Below are 16,225 nucleotides of genomic sequence, written 5' to 3'. Positions count from 1 at the left end.
GAAACGAAATGATTTCCCTGAAAAAGTTTTCCATTCTTTCATTCTCAGCGCTCTTATTATGGAACTGCGAATCAAAGACTCCTCCTCTAGAATACATGCCGGATATGGCCGATTCGATCGCAAGGGAAGCACAGGAAGCCGAACCGTTCTTTGCGAACAATTCTGCGGTTCGTCTTCCTCCTAAGGGCGCCGTACCAGTCGGTTACTTTCCTTACGAATATAAAGGTCTGGATATTTCAGTAATTCCTAATAAAGGTCTTGCAAATCCTTTCAAAGCGGATTTCGCAAATCTTAAACGCGGTGAAGATAAATATCAAACTTATTGCAGTCCTTGTCACGGAGTCCGTGGCGCCGGAAACGGTTTCGTAGTGGGACCGGCTCCGAAATTGAATGCCGGACAGAGTGACGGAAGTCCTATGGCGGCTCTAATATCCGCAAGTGCAAAAGCATATTCGGACGGACAGATTTATCACGCGATCACCGAAGGGAAGGGGCGCATGAACAGTTACGCTTCACAGATTGATCCCGTAGATCGTTGGAAGATCGTCCTCTATATCCGGAAGCTTCAGGATCACGACAATAAGACCAACAAGGAAACGGCTAAGAAATAATGGACGTTAAGGTAGAACAAAACCTCATCAACTATAAGCTGGATTCCAAAACCAGGACGGCACTGATCGGAATGATTATTGTCGGTCTCGTTAGTCTCGCGATTGCGGCCTTCGGCTTCGGTCACGAAAATCTACGTCATGACGGCGGACATTCCAATCCGGCTTGGTCTGCTTATCTGGTTGGAACCTTTTTCATTCTCGGTATTTCGATAGCCGGAATCTTTTTTACTGCGCTTGGTCATATCACGGGAGCACATTGGCCCGTAACTTTGCGGAGGATCTCGGAGGGATACGGTATGTTTCTTCCGGTCGCGGGCGTATTATTGGTCATCCTAACCTTAGGCGCTCACGATCTATACGAATGGACCCATGAGGAAGCCGTCGCGCACGATCATCTTCTTCAACATAAAAAACCGTTACTGAACATGGGATTCTTCACGGGAATTCTCATTTTCTTAAGCGTAGTATGGTCCGCATTCGGCTATCTATTCTATACGAGATCTATCGCACAAGATAAGGATAAAGAAGTAAAGCATACTCAATTCAATGCGAAGTTATCCGGCGGATTTATCGTTTTCTTCGCTTTATCTTTCTCGCTCGTCTCTTTCGAAGTGATCATGTCTCTCACTCCGCATTGGTTCTCCACTATGTTCGGAGTTTATTGCTTTGCAGCCGCCTACCAAGCCGGACTTTCATCCTTCGTCGTAGTGGCCTATTTCCTAAAGAAGAAGGGATATCTGGGAAATCTCGTGAATGAAAATCATATTCATGACTTAGGTAAGTTCATGCTCGGCTTTACCGTGTTTTGGGCTTACGTAGGATTCTCTCAATTCATGCTGATCTGGTACGCGAATATTCCTGAAGAAACTTTCTTCTTTGAACAACGCTTAACCGGCGGTTGGGAATATCTTACGTTGGCAATTCCGGCGATCAAGTTTGCGGTTCCTTTCCTACTTCTATTAAACCGCCCCAATAAACGAGATATAAACTTCTTAGTGAAAGTCGCGGTTTGGATTCTTTTTACCCAAGCGACGGAAATTTTCTGGTTAGTCTATCCGGCAAACTTCGTGGACTTCTCGCTCGGAGGTTATATAGCAAGTTTAGGTTCCGTAGTCGGAATGATCGGTCTGTTCGGACTGGTTCTTCTAAAACGTTTGGAAAAAGCTCCGCTGATTCCGGTCGGCGATCCGAGGCTGGAAGATTGCCTCCATCATCACCAATAGAGGAAGGATCCATGAAAAATAGAATAACTAATTTAGCGATCCTTGGAACGTTGACCCTCGTGTTGGTTGCATGTTCCAGCTCGGCACAGATTGTCGGTAATGTAAATTGCCCGACTTTAGAAAAAGGATTGGAACCGGCGGTCGGCATTCTTTCCGACGAAAAGGAAAATCCGGTAGTTGTCGGAAAATTAGCCGTCGGGACCGTAGTCAGAGTTTATGATTACAGAAATCATGCCATTCATCCAAGATCATTGGTTCGAATAAAAACCGAAAAGACGGAAGGTTGGGTGAGTCCGACATGTTTGGTCGTAAACCAAAATCCGGAAAATTCCGTTTTTGCATGGGGTTATCGTAAGGATTATAAATATTTCTACGAACCGACCGATTTGGATCATTATTCAAAGGGATATGAATTCGAAGTTTATAAAAATCTGCCGAAGGAAAAAATTCCTTTAGCGGAATTAGCTCCGGAATTGAAGGAAAAGAAAAACTAATATATTAGATTTAGTCGGCTGGGATTCAGCAGGACTATTTTTCTGCGATCGCAAGTAGTCGGTTAACGAAAGCCGCTGAACGAATTGTTCGGCGGCTTTTTTATTTTAATCGGCTTTTATAATTTGTCCGAATTTCTCTTTTTCTTGTCTTTATCTCCGAAGTAAAGGGTTAGATAAAGTGATGAAACTCAGTATAAAAAATTCCACGCGCATTCTGCTCGCCCTTCTTCTTTTTTCGTGCAATTCTCATTATATTCTTAAAGAGGCAAAAGCGGATATCCCTCCTATAACATTGAAAAAAAACCTGTCCGTTGTCTTTGTCGGTTTTTTACCTTATAAAGTCACATCTGCCGGTAGGACCTATACTGCGACCGTGAATCGTTCACAACGAATTCAACTTTCGGAGAAAATTGGAAAGCCCGCCGAGAATTTTAAAGTAAAAGGAATCAGAAAAGATATTCCCCCGGAAAAAGTAAAAGCCTTTGCTGAAACGTATATCAATGCCGTCAAGAAATCGGGTATAGAAGAGGTCATGTCCGTCGTCCAAGTATCTAAAGAGGATCCGAATGCAAAAGAATCCACGATTCAATTAAAGGATTTAGGGGCGGATTATTATGTTTTGGGAATTCTTAGCCCTGCTTTCCAGGAATCGAATATAGGTTTAACTTTCATACATGTTCTCACCCACTTATTTTCCATGGTAACAGTCGGGTTAATTCCATCTCTCTTATGGTCGGACGCGACCACTAAAGTTTTAGTTTATGACAAAAATTTGAATCAAGTCTGGTCAAAAGAATATGATTCATCCTATTTCGTTTATCGAGCGGTTTGGGCGAGTCCGAATCCCAAAGGATGTCAAGCCGGAAGCGGATGCGATTTTCAGCAATTCGACTCGGTGCCGGCTTTTGCTTTCAAGCCAGTATTACCGGAGCTTGAATCGGATTTGGTGCAGTTTTTAAATTCAAAGTGAATGTTGTTGAAAAATAATGATGTGAGCGATTTAGAACAGCTTAGAAAGAAAATCGCCGTATCGATACGCCGATTTTCGCAAAATTGAAGAACGATTTTTTGGTAGATTTGTTTTTGAATTTCATTTTAAATTCTATTCATCGGAAATGAAATTTATGCCAAGAACGGTCCTGCTTACTTTTTTAATCTACGTAAGTATTTGTGCCTGTGCCTCCCGTTATTACACAAAGTTGCCTCAAGGAACGCCGGAAATTCCGAAAGTAGCCCGCAGTTTGAGAATTGCATATATAGGCTTTCATACGTTTCGGGCCTCGACGATCAAGAACAAGGATGGCACGGTCGCTTTTGAAGCATTAACCGAGCCAGATTCCAGAACTTTAAAGAGCCCTTCGATCGGTAATTTTCCGTCGAACATTGACCTCAAATCTACAGGTACTCGTGCGGATATTCCGACAGAAAGAGTTCAGTCGTTTATGAAAGCTTACCTATCCGAAACCGGGCCTTCAGGGATCCGAGAATTGGAAAAATTTTTAGATATCAAAAAGGAGAATCAATCTTATACGTATACCTTAAAAAATCTTCCTTTCGATTATTATATTGTAGGAATTCATACGCCGCCCTTGGAAAATTCATCCCGAATATTTTGGAATTTTGTTACATTGATATCCGAACTGGCGAGCATTGCGAGTTTAGGAATCCTTCCGTCTTACGAAACGTTCGAAGCTTCCACTATCGTTCTTATCTATGACGCAAATTTGAATCGGCTGAAGGAACTGCATTATAATAATGATTATTCCGTCCTCAGAGCTCTTTGGGCAAGGCCTAATCCGCCGGAATGTAAAATCGGAAATTTAAGTTGCTTAGGAATGTTTAGCCCGACGATTCGAGCGAATCACCCAATCGTTTTTGAAGGAATGATACCTCGCATTAATGCGGATATCGTGGAATCGCTGCGCACCCTTAAGTAAATTGGGACTAAGAAATTTGTTTGGAAAGATCCAAAAATTTCCGCCATCAGAAACGCCGGTCTTCTGGGTCCCGATCACTCCGGCATATTGATCTTGCAAATTTACGAATGATATTAAAAATTTAATTATGGGACTATTGCGTCGGCTCCTTTTCACTTTACTCGCATTTTCGACCATTGCACCGATTTCGGCCCAAACCCTTTGGGATAATTTGAATTCGATGGTGCCCGACGGGAGCGGATTTGTTTATAGTTTCGATCCCAATAAAAAGACCGAGGCTTTCAATAAGACCGCTTTTTTTCTTTCCGATTACCTATATCGGGATCTGTTTTATATTACGGATTTGGATAGGAGAATCGAAGATAATTATAAGTTCAAAATTATCTCCGCCGTATTACATAATTTAACCGAGGACAATCCTCAAGTTCTCATATATAAGAATTATATCGCCGGTAAATCGCTGAACGTGGCTATCCGACTTGTTTCGAATAAGGAAAAACCTTCCGAAAAAGCCATTCTCTTTATGACGAACCTTATGCAGGGGGGTAAGTTGGCGGAGACTTCCGAACAGCTGGACGAATCCTTCGGACGAATTTTCGTCCTTACACCTACCGGAAAACTGGTTCAATTGAATGATTTCGAAGATAAGAAAAAAGATGAGAAATTGGATCGTAATCAAAGAGCCGACGCTTATCTTTTCGACGAGAAATTGGAGAATGACCAGAATATTCTTCCGCTTCTTACGGAACACTTAAAGGAAGAAAAGGATCCGTATCGCTTCTTTGTGGGACATGTTACGATGGCTCAGTATTTTCTCTCCGTAAATAAGTTTGAAGATGCGAAGAATTGGATCGAAAAAGCCGAACAGTTGCGTATGCGGGCAAAAGACGGGGATCTAAATTGGGATGCGCCTTTGCGTCTTGTGACATTCAATTACAATTATCTTAAGTTATTTGAAGCCGACGGAAATCAAAATCCCGAAGGCGATAAGAGTGAGTCGTCTGAGAATTCTAAGTCTTCGCAGAAATCAAAGAAAAAAAGTAAGAAAGACAATCCGTAATCGCATCAGAATTAATAATACGATTTATTCGAAGAGCGGGCACTCTTTAAATTCCGATTTGAGTCGGAAAAAAATCCGATCATCGATATCAAAGAAAGCGTTACGTGTGAAAGTTCGGAATCGAAACTGGATTGATCCAAGTTAATCGGACTCCCTTGAACGAGTAGGTGATTTTTTCTTAATTCTTTTTTGACTTTTCTTTAGATTTCAGGAATTTATTAAGACTGTTTCACTTTGATATTCCAATAAACTGACTTGCAGAATAAATAACGTGTGGAAGTTTAGATGGATGTACGGTGTGAAATCTCTTTCTATTCTAATCATGTTCTTATCTTTCCCTATTTTTCCTTGGGGATCTCATTATTTAATCATGGACCGTGTTCTAGAACATAGAACAGCTTCTTACGCGAATGAAGAAGTTCCTGTTGAAGAACTAGAGACGTTTGTTGCAACCGAGGCAAATGGGCTGAAGGGCGTTTTCGATGATTACTTTATCTGGTTAAAAAATCGCGGTTCCGAGCGATTTATAAGTTATGAATTCAAAGTAGACGTTGCCCGTAAGTCGCCTTTGGCCGAATTCTTACGTGCGTCCAGACTACGACCCGCTCATAAATTTTATTCCGTTCGTCGACTTCTTCCTGGTGAGACCGCCAAATATAATTTAGTTAATTCCTTTTTGGTATATCCGTATCTTGAGAAAAGGGAAATGGACCGGTATTCGTTCGAGAACGTCAAGGCGCGAAAAGTAAGTATACGATCTATTCTGACTACTTTTGTCGACGAACCGGATTGGGGAATGGATCACGAGCTCTGGAATGTCGCCGAATACGGTTATGGTAAGCAACCATTCGGAAAGCCGAAAGGAGAAAGTAGTAAGGCTCCGTTTCATATGTATTTTCAGCACGAAAATTTCTTCGTTAGCAAATTCGCACCCGAAATGACCAACGGCAGCATGTTACCTGATCGTGTAGAGTTATTTCAAAGACTTTCCGAATTTGCGGGAAAAACAAATCATCCTTTCTGGAAATACAGATTTGCGGCCTGGGCTGCTCATTATGTTCAAGATATCGCCCAACCGTATCATTCTAAAGCGGTTCCTTCGGCCGGATATTATTATTATTTAAAATACGCATTGGCTTCGAAGGAAAACAAGATCAAAATAAAGAAAGATACGACTCAGATCGTCGCTAATCGTCATTTTATATACGAAGATTTCGTAGCCTATGGATTATATAAATCTTATTCGGATAAGAATCCGATTTTTGAAAATTTAAAGTCGTATTTAACCGGAGGAGATGCATTTCTTACAGGTGCTGATTCTGTGGGCAAGCTATTGCAGGAAGTGGGGGCAAAAGCATCTAATCATGCTCCCGATATTGATTCGACTATAGTGGCCATATTCGGAAAAACCATTACGATGGATCCGAATTACGATTTGGAACATGATCCTCATTATGAAATTTCGGCTTTTATCCGCGATATCAATCCTGAAAAAGGAAACGAACTCGTTAAGGAATCGGGAAAGGATTTCCAGACGGCGGCACAAGCAACTAGATCTTTGTTGAAATTATTGGGAGCTTATGGACCTCGATAAAGGCTTTGCGGATCGTGTTTAAAAGGGAAGTCTTCCTTGATCATCGATAAGAGAATCGAAATCGTTAAAGGAAGCGAATTCGGACCAAACTTCCCGAAATGCGTTTAATAGAAGTTTGCGATAGAATTTTTTATCGTAATGGATCTGTTTATCGGAAAGTTGGAGCTCTTCTTCGGGAGTATATCTGAGTCCTTTGGATTTTGAGGCTTGATTCAGGACCAAATATTTGACTTTTTCCCCAGCCTGGACTTCCATTCCCAGCTCTCGAAGTTTATGCAACGACAATGAAGTCGCACTATCTACTTCATATTCCTCCAAATCTTTTGTAGTAGATCTTTTTACTAACAACTCCTTCCAACTAACTTTTTCATGTCTTAATAGGGAGTCATATTTGGAATAGATCGATAGTATTTCATTTTCCGAATGTTTTAAATCCTGCGCCGAAATTTTTGTGCGCATCCATTCCAGCATTTCGGTTTGAGCGGCTCGAATAAATATGGGAAGATCCTTTCTCCGTGCACCGATTCCTCTGAATTTTAATTTTCCGGATTCGAATCTTCCCATATATCGATTCGCAACCGGCATAAGAGGGTCCTGGGAAGAGGGCGGGAAAGCCAACCAAGTATAGATCCCGTCCACTTCGATTTTTACGTCCGTCCGTTGAAAGATTTCAGAACAAAGATTTTGCAATTCCTCCGAAGTAAATGCCGACGAATCTTCCTTACGGATAAAGATGCTATCCGTAATTGCGTGTATAAAAACATAACCTCTTTCCTCAGTCGCTTCTTTGGCCGCTAATAGCTTCTCTCTCGCGAAAGCGTTGACGCTTTCATGGCTTTCTAAACGACCGAACTTGGCATTTCTATAACCTAAATAACCGAACGAAGTTACCAGCATCCACTTTAAACTGGATTGCTTGGCATCATATTCCTCTCGCCTGTCGTCATTTTCGATTACTTTTCGTTTGTAATAAGCCCTTCGATCCAATACATGTTTTAAGGCTTCAGAAACGATACCGATTCTTTTATTGCAAATATGATAGCCGATACCCGGAGCAATCGGTGCGCTCGGATCCGATTCGCAGCAGGAACAGTTTACGCATTCGGGGGAAATGTTATGCAACACCATTATGCTCGGATACATTTGCGCAAAATCGAGTTGTGCGACGTTCTCGGCTGTTTTTCCGCAGGAAATATCGGGTTGAAAAACCAAACCTCCTTTGTCGGCTTCTAATAATTGAAGCGCTGTTTTTGGGGATTCGACGGCGCTCTTTTGCCAAGGGACAAGATATCCTCTTCTTAAGGCCACATCCGTTTCTATATAAGTTAAAGCTTTGCCCGTAGAAGCTCTTGCCATTCTTTGAATCGGTAATCTGGATAACCTAGCCAATTCCACGATTCCGGCTAAGTACGCTTCCTTATAAACGAAGCTATTGGCGGAATCTATATGCCATCTTCCGAATAAAGGATAAGAAGGGGCCCGAAAGACTATATTGCCGTAGGTGAAATAGCTGGTTCCCTTTGTGGTAATATGTCGCCGAATGGGAGCCGTCTTATCCCTATCGAAACAAGGAAGAAAACCCACTTTTTGCGCATAAGAGAACAGTTTCGGAAAAATGACATGGTCTCCATAGGATGAAAATATGATATCCGGATCTTCTTTCTGAAGAATCGAATCGATTTTCTGTAGGAGTTCCTTCGGACTTCCGACAGATAGCCTATAGGAATGTTCGTCGGTTTGCAGAATCAACGGATTATTTTGAAATCCTATTCTATAGCTTTTCTCCAATTTCATGTGTATTGATTTAAACGTGGGGATCTTATAATCCATATCGGGAACAGAAGAACGGGATTTTATTTTCTTGATTTGTCTTCCGTTGTTATCGGTGACTGTGTAGCTTAATTTCACTTCGCATAACGGAAACAGCCCTTTGTGAAACATATAACTCGTGGGAACGTCTATATCGGAATGATAGATATCGAATTTTCCATAAAGAGCATATAATTTTTTCGTAATCCTTGCTAGAATCGAAGGGCGAGAGACGACTAATTTTAAAACCGGAACAGTTCGATTCTCATAAAAAAGATTTCGTTCTTCGTACTGAGGATGATCTCCCAACGCATCCAGTTCATAGAGTCTCCGAACTAACTTTTTAAGTACGCCCTCGTCTCCTCTCGCATAAATGATCGGTTGATAGGAATCGAAGAATAAAAGAGATTCTCCCGTATACGTTTTTATCCAGAGATAGATTTTATCTTCGGTATGATATACGTCGAATAAATACCCTTTCGCGAATTTGGATCGCTTAGGAAGCATCTCCCGCGTTCCCATTCTTTAATTTATCAATTTCTCTTTTCAAAAGAGACGTTTCCTTTTTTAAATCTATGACCATCGTAAGTAACATGGAATCGATCGGGTAAGGAGACGAAGCCATAACTCCGGCTTGCACTTGCATTTTGGCGATGCGTATGAGCTCGTCAAAAATCGCCTGGTCCGGTCTTCGCAAGCCCCTTCTGAATTCATTTAAGCTGGATTCCACTTGTTGCATTTGCCTAGAGTAAGGGATAACTGTTCTTCCCATATTTATTCCTCTTCTTCGTTTTCTAAAGGAGCACTTAACGTTCTATCCGAATGCATTAATCCTTTTCTTGTCTTTAAATAGGAGTGACCGCTCTCGATTTTAAGCTCCCAGAGATCGTCGGCTGCCGCCACTAATTTCGGGAAAAAACGTTGGAATGTGGGGTGGGAGTATCCTAAAGATTCGATTACAAGGATGGGTAATTCTTTGTCCTTGAGAACCTCTAAAACCAAATGCATTTTATCTAATAGATAGCGCCCTTCCTCCTCTTGTACGTCTCCGTCGAAGAATTGTTTGCATGGAGCCAAAAGGAAGTAGATAGTGTCTTCCGTTTGATTTTTTGCAATGGATCGTAATGAATCCAAAATTTGATACGGCGTGAAAGCGCGTTGGATTAAGATATTTTGTAGGAGTTCCTCGGGTGGAAGTTGATTCATCCGTGTTTCCCGAGTAATCGTAAACGGGTTGAAGCGTATCGCACAATCCAAGTTAAAGACCTTAAATCCTGACGACGCAAATGCATATTCCCAGCGTAATGCTAAGCGGTAAATGCCTTCGCGACCTGTAAGCATACCGATTCCCTTACGATTCCAGCCCAGTATCGGGCGATATAAATCGGTACCGAAATCTCGGATAGAGCCTATTTGCATATATACTATATATATGATATCTACTTAAATGTAAAGTAAAAGATTTTGGAGAGAATCCCACCCTTTTTTGGGTGGGGGACGGGGGCGGCTTTTAAAAGACGCGATTATGTATCATAAAAAATAGAAATCGTCAATCTCGAATTTACGAAAAAGTTTGTTGGAGCTCCCTCACGGCTCTAAAGAAAAAAAAACTTGAAGTCAAGAGAGAATCTATTACACGTTGCGATTTAATAAGCGCAGAACTTTAAGCATCCGTGAGGAAAACTATCGAGAATCGTAAAGATCGATTTTGGCTCAATGCGCAATTTAAACGGAACGGAAGGATAGATTTAATAAAAATAATTCTTTTCGACGATTTTAAGATCACTCAAATCTTTCGGGTTTTATTTTTCCGAATCGGAGGATTATTAGGGCGTTCGAGAGAATTGTAGACTAACGATAAGAAGCATAAAACGGTTTAAAATTGTAACTCACTCGTTGAACCATTTTTTTCTACGGAAATATAGCATCATCGAGGCCGGTATGCTTCCTATGGTTCCGATTGTGATCCAAAACATAGTATTGCTGGAAAAGGGCAGGTCGGTGAAATTCATTCCGAAAAAGCCGGTTAAGAACGTTAACGGAAGAAAGACCATCGATACTAAAGTCAGTTTTTTGATGATCTCGTTCGTTTTCTGAGACAATAGCGAGAAATACGCATCCATGGAGTTCCCGATAAGATCCCTGTCCATATCGATGGTTTCCACCAATCGACTTAGATGATCGTAAACGTCCCTGAAATAAAATCTAATTCTTTGCGTCAGGAATTTATTCTCATGCCGCATAATCAGATTCAGCACTTCTCTTTGAGGAGAAAGAACCCTTCGCATTCGCACCAAGTTTCTTTTTAGGAAGAGCATATCGGTAACGAAGTCGGGTTGGACTTCTTTAGTGAGAATTTGGTTCTCCAGATCGGTGATCCCTTCGGATACTTCGTCCAGAATCGGAAAATTCGAGTCCACCAAAAAGTCGAAAAGAACGTATAAAAAATGGTCGGTTCCTTTAGCCACCAGGTTCGCTTCCGTACAACATCGACTCCAAAGGTTATCTATTATATTTTCATTATGCTCATGCACGGTTACGATGAAATTATGGTTGAAAAACGCATGAGTCTCTCTCGCTAAAAGCTGTTTGCTCCCGGACGGGGACGAAAAATTATGCAATACTATGAAAGCATGATCTTCGTAATCCTCGAATTTAGGCCTTTGGTTTCGATTAACGCAGTCTTCGATCGCTAAAGGATGGAATCCGCAATTTTGCGAGAGAAAATAAAGATCTTCTTCGTTCGGATTTTCAAAGTCGATCCAAATCTTAGCTTTTTTACTTTCCTTATGTAAATCGAATTTTTGCCGCTGATCCTTCCGGATTTCCAGCGGAGAAGCTTTAGAGCCGGAGGGGAATTTCCCGTTTCTAGTAATTGGCGGAAAAATCAGGATTCTCATCATAAAAAAACTCTTTATACAATCCGACGAGAAATCCGATTTTTCTCAAATATTGATCTTAGGTGTTTTCGAGTGCATACACTATATAAGCGCGAAAATCTTCCAGACTGAATTCTTTCCTATTCGTAAGATAATTTATCATATAACCGATCGTAGATGAAGATAAATTTTTCACTTCGAATTCGGTATAATTCGGCTTTAATGCGAGAATGACTTTCTTTGAATTTTCGTAAAAGATCAGATTTACAAGGTGAATATTCCGACGCTTCAATCTGTGTATTTTCGGTTGGAGCATCAGATTCCAATACAGTCTTAGATATTCTTCGTTTTCCTTTACTAATTTTACGATCTGCCCGGCAAGAAATTCGATCAACTCCTTTCGATCGTCAGGGGAAGTGAGATTCTCGGGTAGGTACTTCTTTAGAATTTTATCATGCGATTGGATGATGCCGACTAAAATTGATTCCTTGGATTCGAAGTAGCGATATGCTAAGCCTAGGGATAAACCGGCTCTTTGCGAGATCTGCCGCATTGTGGTGCCGTGATATCCCTGCTCCGAAAAAAGGCGAAGAGATGTTTTTAGGATTAGATCTTGTGTATCCTTCGCCATTTTTTACCGGATAGAATAAAGAACCTTACGAGACCCAATTCTTTCACGGTTTGTTTCCATCCGATTTTTATAAGCGAATGCCTTTTCGGGTTTTAAGATCGAAAGAAGATCGTAGAGTTCGATTTCGAACTGAAGCATCGCTTCCGCTACTTCTTCGGCCCCTTTCTCTACCGACCGTTTTGCATCCACACAAACGTGTCTCGAGTTTATTTTATCCGGTCCGATTTCTTCGGCAATTTTCCGAAAGTTCTGTTTTGTAATCGTTCCGCCTACGGATGTTTTTTTACCGCGATCCTTGGAAATGGTCACGATAGTTTTGGTGACTTTCATGACCTCGTCATCGTCGGGAATTAGGCCCATGGAAGCTGATAAGTCGGAACGAGCGGCGGTAACTTGATCCAATTCTTCGAAAGATTTTGAATCCACGATTTCCAGGAGATTCTTATATCCCGTAATCGTTTCCAAATTCATGGCTTTGAATACTTTTCGAAAGGTAACCGGCGGGAGCATGCTTCTGAGGGTGGCAATGAAGTTCTTGAGAGCATAGGCCGATTCGATCATCGGCGCCGAAATGCCTTCGATTTCCTCTTTTACAAGCATTCGGATATCCGTCCTTGCTTCCGGCCCCCCGATTTTGACCGTTACTGGAACCACGTCTTTGGCGACCAGGTGGAGAACCCTGATTTCCTCGGCGTCCATATCCTCGGTTTCCGTTCCGCCTTTTAAGCCGACGATAGGATAAGTCGTCGTCAGAGATACTAGGTAGCGGCGAAGTTCGATGATTTTACGGTCAATCTGCTCTTTCACCTTTCTAGTATCGTCCTTTCTCTGAAAAGCGTAAGGATTTTTGGTGCGTGATTGACGGGAAATCCTAATCTCCTATCAATAGACCTATGAGCGAGCCCCAGGGCATTCCATCTAAAAAAAGCCTAATTTCCGGATTTGTCGAAGACGAATCGATTTCTTCCACTTTTTCATTCATCGTAATCGTTGTTCTGGTTTTAGCCTTCAAATCCTCGGTATTAGATGCCAATAATATCCCGTCAGGATCCATGATACCGACTTTAAAAATCGGGGATTTCCTATTCGTAAATAAGATGCGCTATTCTTTTAGAATGCCCTTTACCGAAAAGGAGCTGTTTCGATACGACGATCCTAAAAGAGGGGATATCGTAACGTTTATCCCTCCACAACGAGCCATGACGGAACCCGGAGACACCCGAGACGGTTTTTTCCCCAAACGTTATGTAAAACGGGTCATCGGTTTACCGGGAGATACGATTCGGATCACTTTGACGAATATCCGTAGAGATAATCACTATTCTACATACTCCGCAATCGAGTATAAGGAAAAGGGGAGTTCCGAATTTAAGAAATATAAATATAGGGAAGTCGAACCCGGCACCCTCCTTTATGATTTGGATAATACCAGAGCTTTGAGCGGTTTTCTGTACAAAGAAGAAAAATCCGGCTTTGAACATTATGTTTTAGAGGGTAGCGATTCGCTTTATTATCACGGGTCTGATTGTTATAAACCCAGCGGATGTGAAATTCCGGTCGACCATTATATGATGGAAGGGGACAATCGTCCCGATTCTTCCGATTCGAGATATTGGGGGTTCGTTCCTAGGGAGGACGTACTTGGAAAAGCTGCCATGATTTACTTTTCCGTAAATTGGAAGGATTCCGTCTGTCAGTACAAAAGCGGCCGGGAATTAGCCGAAAAAGGGGTGCAATATGCGGAGCAATATGAAGGTTCCGAACTAAAAAGTAGCTGCGGAGATCCTTCGGCAAACTGGCTAATCAGAACGATTTTATATCGAATCCCTAGGATGGAAGTTCGATGGTCCAGAATCGGGACTATCTTACAGTAGGCAAACGTTTATGTCCGAGCCTGAATCTAAGAAACCGAAAGAAGCTTCTCCCTGGGAGCTTGCCGGGCTTGGAATGGAGTTTTGCTTTATCGTTGTAGGTTCCATCTTTATCGGGAATTACCTGGATTCCAAATTTGGGTTTTCCCCCTTCGGAATTTTAGGCGGCTCCGTGATCGGCTTTACTTACGGGATTTATTACATTCTCTATCGTGTGGCAAAGCATGAGAGAGGAGAAAAGTAGCTCTACCTTCGATGCAAGAAGGTCTATTAAATCCTAAGAAATATCTTTTCGGCGCCTTGCTAGTAAGCCTTGTTTTCCTTATTCTATTTCAGTTCGGACCCGACTTAAATTTCGGTTTCTGGAAAGGCGTGGCCTCATCTCTTCTTCTTTCTTTTTTCTCATATTCGATACGATTTTATATCCTTTTGAAGAATTCTACGGGAGCTCTGAATGCGCAATTAGGAACGAACGTTCTATTTTTTTTCATTCAGATAGCTTGTTTGTTTACGTTTTTATGGATGGGGGAACGTGAAGGTTTTATAATCGGTTTTTTTATTGCTCATTTCGCGAACATATTAATATTGGTATTCGCAAGGTGAAGGGACGAGCACCGTTTAGAAGTGTTTTCGACCGATCCGAGCTTGAACGTTAGAACCCCGGAGCTTTCTTCCCGGAAACCAGTTTCCCGCAAAAGGAAACCGCGCATCTTTTTAAACGTATGTTGAAACGACTCTTTGCTGCAATCCTACTTCTTTCCGCCCTACCTGCGTTCGCATCCGAATCTGCCGGAGAGGGATTTGATTTAAACGAAGTCTTGGTTCATCACTTGATGGATCACGCCGAGTTTCCTTTGAACATCGGCGGCCATAAGATCTATGAAGATCAAGAAGGGTTCGATCCTTCCAACGAAAATATTTTCCTGGACCATCATCATAATAAAAGGTTCCATTTCGTGGGAGGTTTCGATCTGCATATCACTCGCAGAGTGACCATGATGTGGATCGTAGCATTTTTATTATTCGTAATATTTATTCCGGCTGCTCGGATCATTTCCAGAAATCCTTTGAAGGTTCAAGGTCGATTCGCGAATACCGTCGAGACCTTTATTGATTTTTTAAAGAAAGACGTTGTGGATTCCAATATGGACGGCCACGGACATGGATATTATCATTATATCTTTTCACTCTTCTTTTTCATTCTTTTCTGTAATCTTCTAGGCTTACTTCCTCCGGTCGGCGAAGTCGTTCAGGTCGGTTCTGAAATCGTTCAACATTACGTAAACGGCGAGGACGCGGCTACGGAAGCCGTCGAAGAATCCGCTTCGCATCACGAGCCGATCTGGCTTGCGAAAGTTTGGAACGGGATCACTGTTACGGGAGACGTATCGGTGACCATGACCTTAGCGCTAATGACCATGGCGATGATTTATGCCGCCGGGTTTATATACCAAGGACCTAAGTTCGTGATTCATTCGGTTCCGAACGGAGTTCCATGGCCTTTATATTTCTTAATGTGGCCCCTGGAGTTTGTCGTTTCTCCGGCCGCAAAGACCTTTGCGCTAACTGTGCGTCTTTTAGCGAACATGACAGCGGGGCACGTTATCATTTTGGCATTGATGGGCTTTATTTTCCAATTCAAGGCCTGGGGAATTATTCCGGTGTCCATGGTCGGAGCGGGAGTGATTTACGTTTTGGAACTCTTTGTTGCGTTCCTGCAAGCGTATGTCTTTGCCCTTTTAACTTCGCTCTTTGTGGGCTTGAGTATGCATAGGCATTAATTTTTAATCATTGTTAGTTCAAACAGGAGATAGTAGCAATATGGAATTCGGACTAGGATATATCGGAGTAGGAATCGCAGCTGGAATCGCCATCCTCGGTGCAGGTTTAGGAATCGGAAGAATCGGTGGATCTGCTGCAGAAGGCATTAGCCGTCAACCGGAAGCTGGCGGTAAGATTCAGACTGCGATGATCATTTCTGCGGCTCTTATCGAAGGTGCTGCACTTTTCGCTCTCGTAATCGCGTTCCTCGCGGCTGGAACCTTAAACGACGCTGTTAAGTCTAGTGTTGAAAAGGCTAAAACTGCAGTTTCCGCACCCGCCGAAGGTAAATAAT

General features: G+C 42.1%; 18 protein-coding genes. 12 read left to right on the top strand and 6 right to left on the bottom strand.

Translation table 11 applies throughout. From position 1 onward, the window contains the following. The first annotated feature begins 8 nt into the window (after nt 1–8). The 7 genes from LEP1GSC058_RS00710 to LEP1GSC058_RS00680 all read left to right on the top strand — a co-directional run bounded on the left by LEP1GSC058_RS00710 (nt 9) and on the right by LEP1GSC058_RS00680 (nt 6,919). Nucleotides 9–611 (top strand): c-type cytochrome, encoded by a 603-nt coding sequence (locus LEP1GSC058_RS00710; RefSeq protein ID WP_016547486.1) that lies wholly within the window; start codon nt 9–11, stop codon nt 609–611. Beyond that, the gene (locus tag LEP1GSC058_RS00705) at nt 611–1,834 is read left to right on the top strand and encodes a membrane protein (protein WP_016547736.1); all 1,224 of its coding nucleotides are present in this window, start codon (nt 611–613) and stop codon (nt 1,832–1,834) included. The genes LEP1GSC058_RS00710 and LEP1GSC058_RS00705 overlap by 1 nt, the downstream gene beginning before the upstream one ends. 11 nt (nt 1,835–1,845) lie before the next feature. Continuing rightward, nucleotides 1,846–2,328: an Lsa16 family lipoprotein adhesin gene (locus LEP1GSC058_RS00700; protein WP_016547675.1), complete on the top strand. Its 483-nt coding sequence runs from the start codon at nt 1,846–1,848 to the stop codon at nt 2,326–2,328. A gap of 181 nt (nt 2,329–2,509) precedes the next feature. Then, nucleotides 2,510–3,298 carry an Lp29 family lipoprotein gene (locus LEP1GSC058_RS00695; RefSeq protein ID WP_016547573.1) on the top strand — a complete coding sequence of 263 codons (789 nt, stop codon included), beginning with the start codon at nt 2,510–2,512 and terminating at the stop codon, nt 3,296–3,298. Between the two features lie 154 nt (nt 3,299–3,452). Next, complete coding sequence (locus LEP1GSC058_RS00690; protein WP_016547643.1) at nt 3,453–4,265, top strand: Lp29 family lipoprotein; 813 nt, start codon at nt 3,453–3,455, stop codon at nt 4,263–4,265. A gap of 127 nt (nt 4,266–4,392) precedes the next feature. Then, nucleotides 4,393–5,325: a hypothetical protein gene (locus LEP1GSC058_RS00685; protein WP_016547545.1), complete on the top strand. Its 933-nt coding sequence runs from the start codon at nt 4,393–4,395 to the stop codon at nt 5,323–5,325. Nucleotides 5,326–5,596: 271 nt separating this feature from the next. After that, nucleotides 5,597–6,919 carry a phospholipase C/P1 nuclease family protein gene (locus LEP1GSC058_RS00680; RefSeq protein WP_232224580.1) on the top strand — a complete coding sequence of 441 codons (1,323 nt, stop codon included), beginning with the start codon at nt 5,597–5,599 and terminating at the stop codon, nt 6,917–6,919. 18 nt (nt 6,920–6,937) lie between these two features. On the opposite strand, the gene LEP1GSC058_RS00675 is transcribed toward LEP1GSC058_RS00680, so the two are convergent. The 6 genes from LEP1GSC058_RS00675 to LEP1GSC058_RS00650 form a co-directional block, all read right to left on the bottom strand. Continuing rightward, nucleotides 6,938–9,235, bottom strand: a complete 2,298-nt coding sequence (locus tag LEP1GSC058_RS00675; RefSeq protein ID WP_016547739.1) for a DNA polymerase domain-containing protein — start codon at nt 9,233–9,235, stop codon at nt 6,938–6,940. Further along, on the bottom strand, nt 9,225–9,500 hold the full coding sequence (locus LEP1GSC058_RS00670; protein WP_039947797.1) for a hypothetical protein: 276 nt from the start codon (nt 9,498–9,500) through the stop codon (nt 9,225–9,227). Before LEP1GSC058_RS00670 ends, LEP1GSC058_RS00675 begins: the two co-directional genes overlap by 11 nt. A gap of 2 nt (nt 9,501–9,502) precedes the next feature. Beyond that, nucleotides 9,503–10,147, bottom strand: a complete 645-nt coding sequence (locus tag LEP1GSC058_RS00665; protein ID WP_016547594.1) for a hypothetical protein — start codon at nt 10,145–10,147, stop codon at nt 9,503–9,505. Between the two features lie 470 nt (nt 10,148–10,617). After that, complete coding sequence (corA, locus tag LEP1GSC058_RS00660; RefSeq protein WP_016547753.1) at nt 10,618–11,631, bottom strand: magnesium/cobalt transporter CorA; 1,014 nt, start codon at nt 11,629–11,631, stop codon at nt 10,618–10,620. Nucleotides 11,632–11,686: 55 nt separating this feature from the next. After that, nucleotides 11,687–12,238 (bottom strand): TetR/AcrR family transcriptional regulator, encoded by a 552-nt coding sequence (locus LEP1GSC058_RS00655; RefSeq protein WP_016547553.1) that lies wholly within the window; start codon nt 12,236–12,238, stop codon nt 11,687–11,689. Between the two features lie 3 nt (nt 12,239–12,241). Next, on the bottom strand, nt 12,242–13,045 hold the full coding sequence (locus LEP1GSC058_RS00650) for an aldolase/citrate lyase family protein (RefSeq protein ID WP_016547625.1): 804 nt from the start codon (nt 13,043–13,045) through the stop codon (nt 12,242–12,244). 86 nt (nt 13,046–13,131) lie between these two features. Between LEP1GSC058_RS00650 and lepB the strand changes: the two genes are divergently transcribed. The 5 genes from lepB to LEP1GSC058_RS00625 all read left to right on the top strand — a co-directional run bounded on the left by lepB (nt 13,132) and on the right by LEP1GSC058_RS00625 (nt 16,224). Next, nucleotides 13,132–14,112: a signal peptidase I gene (gene lepB / locus LEP1GSC058_RS00645; protein WP_039947796.1), complete on the top strand. Its 981-nt coding sequence runs from the start codon at nt 13,132–13,134 to the stop codon at nt 14,110–14,112. A gap of 10 nt (nt 14,113–14,122) precedes the next feature. Beyond that, on the top strand, nt 14,123–14,353 hold the full coding sequence (locus LEP1GSC058_RS00640) for an AtpZ/AtpI family protein (RefSeq protein WP_016547485.1): 231 nt from the start codon (nt 14,123–14,125) through the stop codon (nt 14,351–14,353). Between the two features lie 11 nt (nt 14,354–14,364). Beyond that, nucleotides 14,365–14,712, top strand: a complete 348-nt coding sequence (locus LEP1GSC058_RS00635) for a hypothetical protein (RefSeq protein WP_016547630.1) — start codon at nt 14,365–14,367, stop codon at nt 14,710–14,712. Between the two features lie 119 nt (nt 14,713–14,831). Then, nucleotides 14,832–15,890, top strand: coding sequence for a F0F1 ATP synthase subunit A (atpB, locus tag LEP1GSC058_RS00630; protein WP_016547707.1), 1,059 nt, complete (start codon nt 14,832–14,834; stop codon nt 15,888–15,890). A 40-nt stretch (nt 15,891–15,930) separates the two neighbouring features. After that, complete coding sequence (locus LEP1GSC058_RS00625) at nt 15,931–16,224, top strand: ATP synthase F0 subunit C (RefSeq protein WP_010412179.1); 294 nt, start codon at nt 15,931–15,933, stop codon at nt 16,222–16,224. Nucleotide 16,225: the final 1 nt, after the last annotated feature.

Origin of the sequence: Leptospira fainei serovar Hurstbridge str. BUT 6 (genome assembly GCF_000306235.2) — a bacterium.
GTDB lineage: Bacteria > Spirochaetota > Leptospiria > Leptospirales > Leptospiraceae > Leptospira_B > Leptospira_B fainei.
The sequence above is the reverse complement of the archived record's forward strand: the minus strand, read 5'-3'. Positions and strand labels throughout refer to the sequence as shown.